We start from the raw sequence: 14,807 nt of genomic DNA on the forward strand, positions 1-14,807 counted from the left end.
AGATCAGCGTGCTGCACCCAACGATCCAGACCTGGTCGACGAAACCCTGGCACATCACGCCGCTCGTCGCGATCGACCTCGAAGGCAGCGGCGCACAAGACCACGACCGGGAAGCGATCCTCGAGATCGCCGCCGTCCGCCTGCTGCACGGCAAACCCGACACCGCCACCGCCTACACCACGCTGATCAACCCCGGCCGGCCGATCCCACCCCGCCCCTGGATCTCCCCAGGCCTGTCCGGAACCGCACTCAGCAGCGCCCCCACACTCGCCACCGTCGAACCGGAACTCGCCGCCCGGCTCAATGACCGCATCCTCGTCGGACACAACATCGGCGTCGACTGGCGCCTGCTCCACCGCCGCTGCCCCACGATCGCACCAGCCGCGCTACTCGACACCCACAAACTCGCCCGGACACTCATCAGCACAGGCTCCCGAAACCTCAGCAGCCTGATCGACACCCTCGGGCTGACCGCTGCAGCCGACATCGCCGCGCCGGGCAGCCGACCGCACCGGGCCCTCTGGGACACCACAGCAACCGCCCTGCTCCTCACCGCGCTCGTCAGCCGCGGCTGGCCAACCGAACCCGCCCTGTCGACCCTGCTCGCAGCTGCCGGCCAGCCCCTGCACCCCCGACCCCCGGCCGCCGACGACGGCCCCGACGGCCCGACCCTGTTCTAGCGTGCCCTGGCAGGAGCACCCCCTGATGTTGAAGACCGACGTGGGTTGCCATTGGCGGCGCTGCGCCGGTAGGCGTTTGTGGGGGTTGCGGGGCTCGCGCGGGAATGGCGTGGACCGCGTCTGGTTACTCGCTGCCATGCTGGCTGTTGCCCGGCAGCGGATCGGCACGTCAGCGGCCACTTGTGTAGAGCAGGTGATACGTCAGGCTGGACACGGCCAGACGTCGCTGCGAGGGTGGACGCATGGCTGACGTCGAGTCGGCGCAGGCGTGCGGCACGCGGTACGAACCGAGCCGGGGGCCGTGGACGCCCGGCGCAGGCCGGGCCCGGCTGCAGCGTGATCACCCTGAGGTGATCCCGGAGAAAACCGAAAAGCTTCAGCGCCGCGCAGACGAGGTCATCGCCTCCGCTGCGCGTCTGATCGACGAACGAGATCAGGCGGCGTCGCGGTGCCGGTCTGCGGTGAGTTCGTTGGCGGCCCGCTGGGCGGCGTCGAGGGACCGGCGGAGTTCGGTGACCGGGTCGGTGGTGTCGTCGACTGCTGCCTCGACCCAGCCGCGGATCAGCGCTGACGGTGTGACGCCTTGGCGGGCGGCGAGGTCCTTGACGGCGGCGTCGAGGTCGCTGGGCAGGCGTACCGGCCGGACAACCATGACCGGGGCGCCGGGCGGCGGCAGGTCAGGGACGACGGCAGTGTCGTCGTAGTCGAAGGGCGCGCCGCCGGCGACGGCTGCCGCGAATTCCTGGTCGGCTGCGAGCTGTGCCTGCTCGTCATGCATGGTCGTGCTCCCACTGCTCGAATAGGGCGATATCGGCGGGGGTCATGCCTCGCGCGCCGACGATCATCGCGTCGTGTCCGCCGAGGTGGCGTACGACGACGGTGATCGGCCGGCCGGTGGTGGTGCGCGAGTGGATGGCGATGTAGTTGATGCCGTGCGGTCCGCGGACCTGGCGTGGCCAGCGGTGCGGGTTTTCGAGTGCTTCCAGGACTTCGTGCGGTTCGACGCCGAGGAGGAACGCAAGAATGCCGGGCATCCACTCGTAACCCACAACTGGATCGTACACCGGCGTATACGTGCAGGTCAGCTGATGCAGAGGGGAAATCTTGGGCGTTCGGCGCTGACGCAGCATTCTGCTGCTGCTGCTGCTGCTGCCTTTGCGGCGTGGTGCTGGTCGCCGTCGTGGGCGGCCTGGTGGCGCTCATCGTGCAACTCGGCAAGGACCGCTGACCGCATCCAGCTGATTTCAGGCTTCGGCGAACGTGTCGGCTCTATCCGGGGAGCGTGATCATTGTTGCCGCTGCTCATGGGGGGCGTCTCGTGCGGCCACCGGTCGAGCCGATACGCGCCGTGCCCGCCACGGAATTCCCGGCCGGGGCCGTGTGCGAGCCGAATGCGACGGCTAACGGTGCATGGCGTTTTTCCAGCCGGACCGGGTGTCCCTGCACTCGCGGCACCGGCGGGACTGCACCCGGTACGCCCGGACGTCACCTACCTGTTGCGCGGCCTGGACCCGGTTGTGGTGTTCGACAGTGAGCTCGTCATCTAAGACGGAGGCGGACCAACGTCGTCGCCCTGCAGCGGCGGATCGTCGCCGGGGCGCCGGCTGCCGCTCGAGGCCCGGGACCAGCCCGCCCACTACGTCGTCGTCGACGTGCTCGCCGACCCGGGCGGCCCGCTGTTCGACCTGCCGTTGCGTGAACGGCGGGCCCGGCTCGAGGTGCTGCTTGCTGGGGCGCCGCAGTTGCACCTGTGCCGGCCGCCCACCGACGTGCACGAAGCCCGGCGGTGGGCGGCCGACTGGGAAGCCGCCCGGCGGACCCGCCAGCCTTTCGCGTGCAATACGACACCCATACGACCATGATCGCCCAGCATTTCCGCTGCTCAACGGTGCGAGGCGAACTACAGCAGTGGTGTTCGGTCAACTGTTCGCCCTCCCGCGGAACCGCCGCAGATGCCGGGTGCTGGAACTCCCGAGCGATGGAACGTCGATCATTTCGAAGATCAGCTTGCGACGGGTCTCGGATACCTGCCTGCTGGCGAAAGCGGCCAAGCGCACTGGGTCGGAGCTCCCGGCGGCGGCTACCGGCCCTCCGGCTGATCCGCCCACCTGATCGGGAACGCACCCAAGCGCGCCTCGTGCACCCGGTCACCCTGAGCGACATGTCGCAAGATTTTGGTGCAGCGGATCTCGACGTCGCCAGTGGCCGTTGTCGTGGTTCTGGTCGCCGGGCAGCACTCAATCGCGATAGACATGTCCGACACCCTAGTCGAACGCATGTACGATTTTGGCTTATCCGTCGCAGCCCACCCGCGAAATGTCGGGACTGTTGCCGGTCTGACGCGGATGTCCGAACGCCTCGCCGCTGTCCTCACCCTCACCGACCGGCCTGAAGTTGTCGATGTGCCGTGCCGTGACCGGATTCCAACCGCTTCCCAGGGTTGGATGACGCCGTCTGCCGCCGCTCGTCGGGGCCTGCTCTCCAGGCGCACTGCGCGCACCGGTTCGTCCTCGCGCCGGCCGCAGCGATCACGCGGGTTGCGGAGACGGCGGAGACGTGCCCGAGACACCGAAGTTCAGGAGGCTGACATAAGGGCTGTTATCGCACCCGTCGCCGATCGGTCGGGGCGGTCCGTGGCCGCTTAAGGTATGTCGGACCTGGCCTGATGTGGGCGAAGCTACAGGGGTGCAGAAGATAGCAGGCACGGTTGACCTCGCTGCAGTCATGAGCGTTTTGGGGAAGACGCGGCCCGTGTTCCACTCTGAGGCCGACTTCCAACACGCCTTTGCGCAGGTGGTGCAACAGACCGACGCGGCGGTCGGGGCCCGGCTCGAGGTACCGCAGGGCAATCGTGAGTACCTGGATCTGTTGTGCCGCAGTGCAATTGGACGGAAAGCCATCGAATTCAAGTACTTCACCGCGGCCTGGAACGGCATGTGCGAGCCAAACGAGGAAGTCTTCCGCCTCCGTACACAGGCCGCAGCGGACGTCGCTCGCCACAGCTTCGTCCACGACATTGTCCGTCTGGAGCGGTTTTGCCGCGAAGCTCCGGCGCCCATGTCAGGCATCGCCATCATGCTGACCAACGACCGGACGCTGTGGAGCAAGCCGACAAGGGGTGGGACCCGCGACGCCGCGTTCCGCATTCATGAAGGCCGGCAACTTGTAGGCACCCTGCGCTGGGGCGTTGGGCCGGACTACCACGTGCCGAACGAGCGCACTTTGGCTGGCAGCTACCAGATCCGGTGGCATGACTATTCGAACCTGCCTGGGACGAACGGCAGATTTCGATGGGTCGCACTCGAAACGGCGCTGCAACCGTGAGGACCGCGACGATCGTGCGCTGGCACCGCCGTCACCAGGCGCTCCGTTGAAGGTACGGGGCGCCACGTCTTCGGTATGGAGATCAGATCGGTGGTCTCCGCTGTGGGAGGTCCTTGAACGTCCGGACTTTATTGGCGAGAGCAGCGAGCCTGCTTGGGTGGGGCAGACCGAGCAGGGCGCGACATCGACGCGGACGGCTACGGGAGTGCGGCGGACCGTTCACGTGTGCCACCCTGCCTGAATGTATCCGCCGCACGGCGCCGCTGGCTCGCTGCTGGCACCGGCCGACGCCGTCGACATCCCCGTATTCCTGCGCCGCAGCGCCCCGCTCACGCCGCAACGCCGGCCGCGCGCCGAGCGCATCGACGCCACCGCACCCCCCTGGCCCACCGGCACAGAGCCGCCTGATGGGCAATATCTGGTCCGGACAACCTGGCGCGAGATCATCGACGCGGCTGTCACAGTCGGACGTGACCCGACCGCGTGGCTGGCCGCGACCCCGACACTGGCATGGGCGGAGCTGGTCGCGCGGCGGTCACCCTTGATGGCGTATCTCGGTCGGACCCGGCATGACATCATCCCGGGCGCGGCCGTGTACCACCTGGAGCCGAACGTCATCTACCAGTACGGCACCGAAGTCAGCGCCCAGGTCGGCTTCGGCTACCGGATGGGCATGACCATGGCAGAGTGGGCAAGCCGTGGCCTGCTCGGCACCGGACCGACCGATCACGCGGAAAGCGTCGCCGCACCAGTCGCCGCCGGACTCGGCTGGACCCCGCAGGACGGTTTGCCGGACCTCCTTGCCCACCATCCGGCCAGCCCACATCCGTGGCTCATCGAGGCCAAGGGAGGCCGACGCGCGGGACTGACGGTGCTCCGTAAAGGCGCCCACCAGCTGAGCCGGGCCGGACTGATGGCCGGCCCGCATGTGCGCCTGCTGTGCGGCACCAGCCTCGAGCACCGGGTCTTCGTCACCCTCGACCTCGAAGTGGTTGACGGCGGCGGGGTCATCACGGCAGCCAATCCCGGCCCGGACGACGCCGATCCCGAGACGATCCTCGACCTGGCCCGCTCTCGGATGCTGTTCTACCTTGCGCTGCACGCCCTGCCGCCGGATCGCCTGCGTGTGACGCCGATCGGGGCTGATCTCGGCTCGTACCGTATGGGCCGTGGCGCCGCGCTGGCACAGCTGCTCGAGGCAGACCCGTCGACGGTGGTGGAACGGGCCGCGGCCCGCAACCTCGCACAGTATCGGCGCCGGCCGCCGCAGCACCGCGCGGAGATGATCACCGCCCGGGTACCGGGCACCGATCTCATCGTCGGGCTGTCCCGCCGGCTGTACGCGGCGTGCGAGCAGCTCGCCGCGGAGCAGATGCGCCTGGCGCTCAGCATCGACGTCGAGCTGCCGCTGCCGATGGCACCGGCCGACATCGAGTCCGACCTGCGGTTCGTCGATGAGCGGCGCCAGGAGCGCGAGGCGTTGCTCCGGCTGCGCGAACGCCAGGAGCGTCGATACCTGGCCAAGCGCGCCGTGGCCGGCTTCCGCCGCGGCAGCACAGCCGAGTGGGCCGAGCTCGTCGGCGGGGATCCGCCGCTACAGGTGGAGCCGCCGATCGGCTATCTCGAGGCCGCCACACCGGACACCTACCTGGCCGTGAGCGCCGCCAGCACGACGACGCTACCCTGACGCCGCGGCGCGTACGGGGCCGCTGCGCTCTACCAGGTGACGGCGCGCAAGCACCATAACGCCACCACCGGCCCGCTTATGATGTACGCGTTACAAGGCTGGACAAGTCTGGTCGTCGTCGGCGAGTCTCGGAGGATGGCCAGCAAGGCCCGGTCCCATGCCACGTAGCGCCATCCGGCTATCGGGCTTCATCCGTGCGGCTGGTGAGCCAGCAAACCCCAGCGGTCCATCTCGGCTATGCCGGCTGCGCCCCTGCTCGCGCCTGCGCTGGCTGAGTATGGTCAATGCCGGTTCGATGACGTGCGATGTACAGCGACGGCGAGTACACCGATCGCTGACCCGGCGGTCGATCCGATGGTGATGATCGCGACCTCAGCGATTGGACCTACGGCGGTCGGCGACGCGATTGCCACCAGGATGACGACCAGTATGGTGCCAATCGCGCCTCCCGCGACGACGGCCGCAAGCACACTCTCGGCGGCAGGACCGCGGCGCGACCGAGTTGTGCGGGAGTGGGATGACATCTGGCCCCCAGAAAATTGAGTAGGTAGTACTACCTATTCATCGTAGGCGCTGCTACTGTCCCACTGACAGCGTCGGACAACTTCTGACAGCATTGAACGGAGTGAGTCGAATGCCGCACGTTCGGCGTGCTCAGCTTCCTTCTGGGGCCCACGACGACCTGGTTCGCGCCCTTCGCGAGCTGCATCTGCGAGCGGGGCAGCCGAGTCTTCGACGCGTTGCCCGGGCCGCGAGGGGAGTTAGCCACGACACAGTGCACAGACTGTTGGTTGGCGCCACGGTGCCGAGTTGGGGTGCGCTCGAGCTCGTCGTCGAGGTACTTGAAGGCGAAGTCGATGAATTCAGGCAGCTGTGGATGTGCGCGCGCCGTCAAGCGGAGTCCGACCTTGGTTAGCGCGGGGACCCCGTCGGTGCTCATCGTCGACGACGATCCATACGTACGCCTCGCACTGACCGCTGTCCTCCGGGACGCCGACTTCGAGGTCACTGAGGCGTCGAGCGGCGAGGCCGCGGTGGAAGCTGCTGCGGCATTGAGCCCGGACCTTATTGTGATGGACATTCTGATGCCGCCGGGCATTACCGGCATTGAAGCCACGCGCCGCATCGTCGAATGTAATCCAAACGCTCGTGTCGTTATGTTTTCCGTTTATGAAACCACCGAGATCGTCTCTGCGGCACTTGCTGCTGGCGCAACAAGTTATGTCACAAAACACACGCCTCGAGACACGCTCCTCGATGCACTGGTCAGAACACATGCTGGCCAATCGGTTGCAATTCCCGCTCCGAACCCGTCTGCATTTCCTGGTCTTGGACCGCCGCTGGGTTCTCGTGGGCGGGAAATCCTGGATCTTGCGGTACACGGACTTACGGCGCAGCAGATCGGTGACCGACTCGAGCTCTCACCCCGAACCGTCGAAGGGCACCTTCAGGCCATTTACGCCCGACTCGGGGTGAGTAACCGCGTCGACCTCGTACGGACGACACTCGAGGGCCAGGTGTTTGTCGGCGGTTCCTTTATGAACCCCCCGGCGGGCGCTGCCTCCGTGAACCCGAAAGATCTCCTAACTGACCGGGAGCACGAGCTCGTCAGGTTAATCGGACGAGGTCTGACCAACCGGCAGATTGCAACAAGAACCGGACGGTCGACGCACACTGTGAACTATCATTTGCGCCAGATTTTCCGTAAATTGGGAATCAGCTCCCGCGTTGAGCTCGCGGAAATCGCCCGGCAACTGGACACGCCACCCTCGAGTGGCGATGCCGAGTAACCCTCTCACCGATGACAAAACGACAAGGCTATGAGCTGACGTCGATCTCGCAGCTGGCCGCCACGAGTGGCCGCGTTGCGACGCAGCTCGCGCGAGATCGTCGACGGTGATCTGCCCAGGGCCTGGGCGATCTGCCGGACACCGACCTTCTGCGCTCTGAGCAGTGCGATCTCCTCCCGTTCCTCAAACGACAGGAAACGGCCGGAAAGCGGCGCACTACTGACACTTCGCACCCCGCCAGCGTCACGGAACCACCGCGAGCCGACCGGCTGCGACACGCCCACCTGCAGTGCAGCCTCCTCGCTGGAACGCCCTTGAGCGATCAGGTCCCAGAACCCCCGCCGGTGCTCACGCCGCCAAACAGGCGGACGACCCGGCGACCGCATCGCCGGCCTGCCCGTCACCGATGTCGCCCAACCCCGCGACCGTCCCATCTCCACCTCCAAAAATCGAGGTGTTGCGATCACCGCTGAAATTCGCCCTGGCAGCCGCGGTCGGAGTGAAAGACCAGGCCGTTGCCGGGCCGGCGGCGCTGTAATGCGTCAGTCAGGGCGGCGTCGATCAGGTCGGTTTTGAGGTGATCGGCGACGGCCCAGCCCACCACGCGGCGGGAGGCGAGGTCGATGACTGTGGCCAGATACAGCCAGCCTTCCCAGGTGTTGATGTAGGTGATGTCGCCGCACCAGCGCATGTTGATCGCGGCCGGGTACACGGCGAAGTCGCGGCGGATCAAGTCCGGCCGCCGTGCCGCGTCCGGATCGGGCACGGTCGTCACCTGCCAGCGACGGGCGTTTCTACCCCGGATCGCGGCGGCGCGCATCCGGCGGGCGATGCGTTTGCGGCCGTGCCGCAGCCCGGCAGCGGCGAGCTCGGCGTAGATACGCGGCGCGCCGTAGGTGCCGTTCGACGCTGCGTGCACCTCACGGATCCTGGCGGTGAGCTGCTCGTCGGCACGAGCCCAAAGGCTGTGCTCGTTGCGGGTGTAGTAGGCGGACCGGGAGACCTGCAGCAGCACACACGCACGCTTGACGTTGCGCCGGCCGGCCTGCTCCGCCTCGATGAACGGGTACACGTTCACCGGATCTCCCTCGCGAAGAAAGCCGTCGCCCGCTTCAGGATGTCGTTGTCCTCCTGCAACCGGCGGTTCTCCCGCCGCAGCCGCGCCAGCTCCGCCCGCTCGTCCGACGTCAACCCACCAGAAACCGGCCCACCCCCCGAGCCCGCACCGGCACCGGCGCCGGCGTCAATCTCAGCCTGCTTGACCCAGCCCCGCACCGCGGTCTCGGTCAGATCGAAATCCCGGCACACCTGCCCGACCGAACGATCCCCACGCTGACACATCTCCACGATCTCGGCCTTGAACTCCGCCGTGAACGCACGACGAGGCCGAGGCCGCTGCTTGCCCATACTCTCCATGATGCTGGACATCCTCCCGGAGCCCACAGGCCCCCTGATCTCAGATGTCCGCCAAAACGGGCCAGGCCCACGGGTCGGACAGCAGCATGCTGGACCGATACAGCCGCAAGGATCACCTCGGCGCGCCGCAGCAACCGACGAAACGCCACCCGATCCCCGTACTTCGAGCAATTGCGTCGCTGGCCTGCGCCGCAACGGCCGCGCGCAGCGACAGGCACCGCGCATGCGGCGTGGTGGTGACGACCCCTGGAAGGCGACAGAGTGTCGTATTGCTCGACAGCGCCTTGGCTCAGCGCGAGCGGCCCATTTGCCGTATACGCCACACGAGAAGGGTCCGATCTGTGCTGGCGCTGACCACTATGGCTTCGTGGTTCTGCAGAGCTGCCGTCACCGCTGTCACGGGGCCGCCGTGACCGGCCAGTTCATCCAACTGCGCACCTGTGTCTGCATCCCAAAGCCGTATTGTGCGGTCGTAGCCGCCGCTGACGATTACGGAGTAGCCGTCGGGCCGGGGTAGTGGGGCCACTGAGGCTACCGGTCCTGTGTGGCCGATCAGCTCGTTTAGCTGCTTGCCGGTCTCGGGGTCCCACACTCGGATCGTGTTGTCATACCCGCCGCTGACGATCAGGGCATTGCCGTCCGGTCGCGGCAGCGGGGCCACCGAGGCCACGGAACCGGTGTGGCCCTTCAGCTCGTGTAGTTGCGTGCCTGTGCCGGAATCCCACAAACGGATCGTTCGCTCACTACCGCCACTGACGATGAGATTGGCGCCGTCCGCTCGGGGCAGCACAGCCACCGACAACACCGAGCCGCGGTGTCCCAATAACGTCCGGTACCGGTCACCGGTCTCTGGATTCCATAAACACACCGTTCGGTCGAATCCGCCGGTGATGATCGATGTTCGGCCATCCGGCGTCAACAGCGCCGCGATAGACGTCACCGGGCCTGTGTGGCCGATCAGATCGCTGAGATGCGCCCCGTCGGAGGTCCAGACTCGTATTGCCGGGCCGCTACTGCCGACGATGAGGCAGCTACCGTTCGCTTGGAGGAGTGCGGTCACGGCCTCGACCGCAACATCCGAATGTAGTTCGTGGATCTGTTCGCGGCGGTCCGGGTCCCATAGGCGCACCGTCTGGTCGTTTCCGCCGCTGATGATGAGCAGGCGGCCTTTTTCGTCTGCTACCGCGGCGACGGTTTGGATCGTCCCGGTGTGGCCGGTCAGTTTGTGCAGCTGGGTTCGGGTGTCCGGATCCCACAGCCGTATTGTCTCGTCGTAGCCGCCGCTGACGATCATGGGCGGCCCGTCGCTGCGAGGCAAAGCGGTGACCGAGCGAACTCGTTCGGTGTGGCCGCTCAGGTGGTAGACCTCTTGGCCGGAGATCGGTTCCCACACACGGACGATTCCGGCGTCGTGTGTGTAGCCGTGGCTGCTGATGATCAGGCTTTGACCGTTGGGGCGACGCAATTCGGCGATTGACCATGCGGCGCCGACAGGGGTGGGGATTGTGTTGACGAGGGTGCCCGTTGCGGAGTCCCACACTCGGATAGTTCGGTCGTCGCTCCCGCTCACGATCAACGTCCGGCCGTCAGGGTTCCTCAAAGTGGTCACGGACAGCACGGCACTGGTATGGCCGGTAAGCGTCAATAGCTGCAAACCGGTGTCCGGGTCCCAGATTCGAATTGGCGCGGCGCCAGAGAGATAGCCGTCAGCGCTGATGATTAGGGCTCCGCCGCCCTGCGGAACGAGGGCTGCAACCGACTCCACTGGGCCGAGATGTCCGGTCAGCGCGTGGACCTGGTTCCCCGTGTCGGGGTCCCATACGCGGACCGTGTGGTCGTTGCCCGCACTGAGGATGAGTGTGCGTCCATGCGGGCCGGGGAGGACCGCAATCGACCGTACCCAGCCGGTGTGTCCGTTGAGTTGCCGGAGTTGCAGCCCGGTGTCCGGATCCCAAATGCGAACTGTGCTGTCGTCTCCGCCGCTGACAATAAATGCACGTCCGTCGCGACGGGGAAGTGCCGCTACTGCTCGCACGCGTCCGCTGTGACCGGTCAGCATCTGGAGTTGGACACCGTTGTCGGCATCCCAGATCCGGACACATCCGTCGTGCGCTCCGTCGCCATCGCCGCTGATCAGCAGGCTGTAACCGTCGGGTCGTGGCAGTGTGGCCACTGACCAGACAGGCCCGGCGTGGCCTGGACGGATACGGTGTGTCGTGCCGGTCCAGAACGCTGCCTGGACCGTGTGGTGCCAATCAGGTTCACGTTCGGCCAAGGCATCGGCGAGGGCATTTGCGCCGGTCTTCCGGGCCCAGACATGCAGCCACCAGGTCTGCTGGACGTCGGGTTGCTCCGCCCATTCGTTGGTGGCCGCCTCCAGGGCTGCCGCGGCTGCGATCGCCTCGCGGGAGCCGAGCTTATGGCGGTGGCGGAGGATGTCACCTGGCGGGAACGTGAGCAGGAATGCGGGGTCGAGCATCAACTCGTCTAGGACGCCTCCCGCCGCGGCGTGGCTGGTGAACATTACTCTCGCGTAGTCGTCGATGCTCGCCCAATCTCGACTGTCGAGGATTGCGGCAGGCGTGAGACTTTCCGTTATCGCCCGGTTGGCGTCGATCCAAGCGGCGTGTAGCTGGCCTCCCACGCCGGCTTCCGGCGGTTCGTCGTCTGGGTAGTCCGTCTGAGCTATTGCGTCGCGCGCGAACAGGTCACGCAGGCTCTGATGACGGACTCCGTAGGAGCGACGCCGGGCGGTATCACGGGTGACGTCCAGGAAGGCTCGCGCCGGTCCGTCCAACCAGGCAGCCAGCTGGTCCTTGACTGGTTCCGCTTGACCATCCGGGAGGACATGCGCAAGTTCGCTGGCCGTGACGGGACGCTGCAGCGCAGTCAGCGCGGCCAGCGCTGGTCGGTGTAATGATGTCCAAGCTGGCGACAGAGCCCAACGGTCGACCTGCTGTAGATAGTAGCCTCGAAGGCGGTCGGGCAGATCGGACACTGCTGCTGGTTCGCGGATTCCGGATCGGATGTCATCGAGAACGTATCGCAAATAGATCCAAACTCCACGGCATCGCTCCAGTAGCGTCGCCGCGAACCAGTCGGGATCGACGTGGTGGCGGGCCAGAGCCGTTGTAAGTGCGCTGTCTGGCGCAGGGCCGTGGACGGCGTGGTAGAGGAAGGCGCCCATGTCGCCGAGGTTGTCGGCTCCCTCAACGGTGATCTGCGTCCAGCCAACCCGTTGTGGGTCCTGCAGGGCGGCAAGCGGGAGACCGTATCGGCTGGTCGCAATGATGAAGACGCCAGGCGGAAGAGCGTCCGGAGCAGGCAGGCCCAGAGGTATGCCGGTTTCCATACCGGGCGCGTCGGGCTCAGCCTCGTCCAGGCCGTCGATGACCAGGACAAGGGGGTGACGAGCTCCAGTCAGCCGATCCCGCTCGGCCGCAGCGGCACGGAGGACCTTGGCGAGCCAATCCGGCCGATCCGCCGCTGTGGGGAACACGTCATGCGGAGCGAACCGGTCACCTAGACTCCACCCGCCCAAGAGCTGCGCAGCGAGACTTTTTCGGGCCTCGACCGGGTTCCGCGCGCCCCCGCCCAGACGGGTGAAGTGATAGGCGCAGGGCCGTGTCCACGCGAGGTGCGCTGCCAGCGCGCTTTTTCCTACGCCGGCCTCACCACGGACGACTACGTATCCTCGATCGTGACCAGCGATACTCCGGTCGATCTCGTGGATCAGGCCAGCACGACCCTGGAAACGCGATAGATCCAGCTGGTCATACAGTTCGATCGGATCAAAGATTGCATCGCGAACGCGATCAAACTTGCCGGGGACAATCTGGATGTACATGGGCCCGGTAATGATCGTGCCATTGATGTCGTGCGCCGCTGCCACGGATCCCGGCGCCAGTTGCCATGCGTAAATGCTCACTGCCGCTTAGCCTGCTCGTCTTCGGGGGGAGTCCGTTCGCTCTTTCCGCTGGTGTCAATCCGGGCGGTGCCGGTGATGTCGCCTCCGGCCGCAACGGCACCTGGCCCGATCCACCGCATCACACCATGGCGGCGCGGGGCCTCGGACGATGGAGGAGGTGCAGTTCTGATCTCGCCTGCGATGTCCCGATTTGCGTAGACGCCGCCGGCTTCTACAACGAGGGGATGAACGCCGGATTCTTCCGTCGCGGCAGCGGCGACACGGCCAGCGAGAAGCGCGCCGATTAGCGATGCAATTCCGGCGGCTATCCACCACGGCCAGCCACCATGCAGCTCGTTGATCAGGGCGCCTGATATCGAGCTGAGGACGACGCCCGCGCCAGCTCCCCATGCGACCATCCGACCGGACATGTCGTCCTCCCGAGGCGATCCAGGGTCAGTGCATTGTAGAGGACGCCGTGATGTGGGCGGTCCGTTTCGAGCGGCCCCACACGCTTGGCACGAACGGGCCGACTGGATCCGCGCGGACGGCATCGCCTGGCTGCTCGAAGTGACCCGCAGCCGGTGGTGTATCCCTGCCTTCGCCAACTTTGCCGCCGTGGCCGCCGATGACCTGCTGGCGATGCGATGTTGCGCGACACGTCTGTCGCCGGCTACGCCACCTGCTGTGAGGCTCTGACCTTCTTTGACAGCCGTGATCTGCTGTCGGCCGTGAGCACCCCGACCCTCGTCGCGCCCGATGTCGCACCTTGCAACCTCTGAGCGGCTGGAACTTGCACATCAAGCCCGGCCCGGCAACGGACCCGCCGTCATGGCCACTGGGCCTAATCCCGATTTGACGGACATCCGAGACCAGGAGCCGGACGGCTTGCATACGGATCGCGGACCGAAGCGCCGTATTCGCTGGTTGCGTGTGCGGCGAAGGGTCGACGCTCATGGCGCCGTCGTGCGGGCGGGATGTTCTGAGTGCCCCGGCAGGCTTCAACCTGCACCCTGCCTGAGATCACTTTGGGTTTGCTGGGGTCTGCCGTTCCTGACCCGCTGGCGTGGGTGGTGACGCGAAAGTGGGGGTTTACGGGGGGCGCACTTCTAAACCATCCAAAGACACTGATGGCTTGAGCTCATTCCTGCAGCTCAAGCCATCTTCCGTGTCGGGACAGCGGGATTCGAACCCACGACCCCTTGTCGTCGGTTCGAATTGTCTCGCATCCGGCTGCGAGACCGCCACGAAGCGTACGGTCGCCTGGACCACTTCGGCTAGCCCGGGCTCCGGGAACTATAGGCAGCGACGGGCACCGGGCGGCACCAGGCCAGCGTCACCGGCCGTGGACCGTACGAAGCCGGAGCATGCCACTACAGCGCTTGATCACGTTTCCGCACAAGTAGCCGATGAGCGCACCCGATCATGACGCTGCGCTAGGTTGCTGAGAGTGGTTGTGTCGACGGCGGCTTGAGACTGACCCTCTGGCGGTCTCGGCGGGAACCCGCCCGCCCGGGAGGGGGTCAGTTCTAACCCGCCGTTGACAGGTTGGCACGTGCGGCTGGTTTGGTGGTAGTTCCGGTGGTGGTGATGCCTTAGTGTGCGGCCATGCCTACGAGTGGTGGTGTGCTTGTCGAGGTGATGGATGACCCGGCGGGTGATGTGCTGGAGGACCTGCGGGTGTGGTTGCGCGGTGATGCGCCTGGGCTGCGGGTTGAGCGGGTGCGCGGGGCGATCGGTCCTGGCGAGATGAGTGGTGGTGTGGTCGCAGCGCTGGAGACGGCGGTGCTGTCAAAGGAGCTGCTAGGCATGTTGGTTACGGGTGTGGCTGGCTGGTTGTCGGCGCGGGCAACGACTCGGCGGACGAAGATTCGGGTGAAGCTGGGCGAGGTCGAGGTGGAGATCGACACCGCTGATGTGGCGAAGGCGGACGAGATTGCCCGCCGGTTGGGTCGTGAGCTCGGCGGCTCGTGATGGTGCGGCTGCCGGACCCGGCGCGGTCT

The 14,807-nt window shown here is 66.4% G+C and carries 11 protein-coding genes and 1 pseudogene; 6 read left to right on the plus strand and 6 right to left on the minus strand.

Annotated elements, in window-relative coordinates; genetic code table 11:
• Positions 1-8 precede the first annotated feature (8 nt).
• Positions 9-680 carry a 3'-5' exonuclease gene (locus AB0B76_RS31365; RefSeq protein WP_360382245.1) on the plus strand — a complete coding sequence of 224 codons (672 nt, stop codon included), beginning with the start codon at positions 9-11 and terminating at the stop codon, positions 678-680.
• Positions 681-1,113: 433 nt separating this feature from the next.
• Here the strand turns inward: AB0B76_RS31365 and AB0B76_RS31370 are convergent, their stop codons facing one another.
• The gene (locus AB0B76_RS31370) at positions 1,114-1,458 is read right to left on the minus strand and encodes a CopG family transcriptional regulator (protein ID WP_360382247.1); all 345 of its coding nucleotides are present in this window, start codon (positions 1,456-1,458) and stop codon (positions 1,114-1,116) included.
• Positions 1,451-1,729, minus strand: a complete 279-nt coding sequence (locus AB0B76_RS31375) for a hypothetical protein (RefSeq protein WP_360382248.1) — start codon at positions 1,727-1,729, stop codon at positions 1,451-1,453. Before AB0B76_RS31375 ends, AB0B76_RS31370 begins: the two co-directional genes overlap by 8 nt.
• A gap of 603 nt (positions 1,730-2,332) precedes the next feature.
• Between AB0B76_RS31375 and AB0B76_RS31380 the strand changes: the two genes are divergently transcribed.
• From AB0B76_RS31380 to AB0B76_RS31395, 4 genes are all read left to right on the plus strand, one after another.
• Entirely contained in the window at positions 2,333-2,542 is a 210-nt protein-coding gene (locus AB0B76_RS31380; protein ID WP_360382250.1) for a hypothetical protein, read from the plus strand.
• Between the two features lie 823 nt (positions 2,543-3,365).
• Positions 3,366-4,004, plus strand: a complete 639-nt coding sequence (locus AB0B76_RS31385) for a hypothetical protein (protein ID WP_360382252.1) — start codon at positions 3,366-3,368, stop codon at positions 4,002-4,004.
• Positions 4,005-4,245: 241 nt separating this feature from the next.
• Entirely contained in the window at positions 4,246-5,691 is a 1,446-nt protein-coding gene (locus AB0B76_RS31390) for a hypothetical protein (RefSeq protein WP_360382254.1), read from the plus strand.
• 932 nt (positions 5,692-6,623) lie between these two features.
• Complete coding sequence (locus AB0B76_RS31395) at positions 6,624-7,481, plus strand: LuxR family transcriptional regulator (RefSeq protein ID WP_360382256.1); 858 nt, start codon at positions 6,624-6,626, stop codon at positions 7,479-7,481.
• 50 nt (positions 7,482-7,531) lie between these two features.
• Here AB0B76_RS31395 and AB0B76_RS31400 read toward each other — a convergent pair.
• From AB0B76_RS31400 to AB0B76_RS31415, 4 genes and pseudogenes are all read right to left on the minus strand, one after another.
• Positions 7,532-7,915, minus strand: a pseudogene (locus AB0B76_RS31400) (helix-turn-helix domain-containing protein); the annotation flags it as partial.
• 29 nt (positions 7,916-7,944) lie between these two features.
• Complete coding sequence (locus AB0B76_RS31405) at positions 7,945-8,559, minus strand: IS3 family transposase (RefSeq protein WP_360382258.1); 615 nt, start codon at positions 8,557-8,559, stop codon at positions 7,945-7,947.
• Complete coding sequence (locus AB0B76_RS31410) at positions 8,556-8,888, minus strand: transposase (protein ID WP_360382260.1); 333 nt, start codon at positions 8,886-8,888, stop codon at positions 8,556-8,558. Before AB0B76_RS31410 ends, AB0B76_RS31405 begins: the two co-directional genes overlap by 4 nt.
• A 298-nt stretch (positions 8,889-9,186) precedes the next feature.
• Entirely contained in the window at positions 9,187-12,825 is a 3,639-nt protein-coding gene (locus AB0B76_RS31415) for a hypothetical protein (RefSeq protein ID WP_360382262.1), read from the minus strand.
• A gap of 1,605 nt (positions 12,826-14,430) precedes the next feature.
• Here AB0B76_RS31415 and AB0B76_RS31420 point away from each other — a divergent pair.
• Positions 14,431-14,778 carry a hypothetical protein gene (locus AB0B76_RS31420; RefSeq protein ID WP_360382264.1) on the plus strand — a complete coding sequence of 116 codons (348 nt, stop codon included), beginning with the start codon at positions 14,431-14,433 and terminating at the stop codon, positions 14,776-14,778.
• The last annotated feature ends 29 nt before the right edge of the window (positions 14,779-14,807 follow it).

Source organism: Dactylosporangium sp. NPDC049140 (assembly GCF_040648435.1).

Coding starts and splice junctions, on each gene's coding strand:
- AB0B76_RS31390 (WP_360382254.1), top strand. CDS start 4,246: ATGTATCCGCCGCACGGCGCCGCTGGCTCGCTGCTGGCACCGGCCGAC.
- AB0B76_RS31410 (WP_360382260.1), bottom strand. CDS start 8,888: ATGGGCAAGCAGCGGCCTCGGCCTCGTCGTGCGTTCACGGCGGAGTTC.
- AB0B76_RS31370 (WP_360382247.1), bottom strand. CDS start 1,458: ATGCATGACGAGCAGGCACAGCTCGCAGCCGACCAGGAATTCGCGGCA.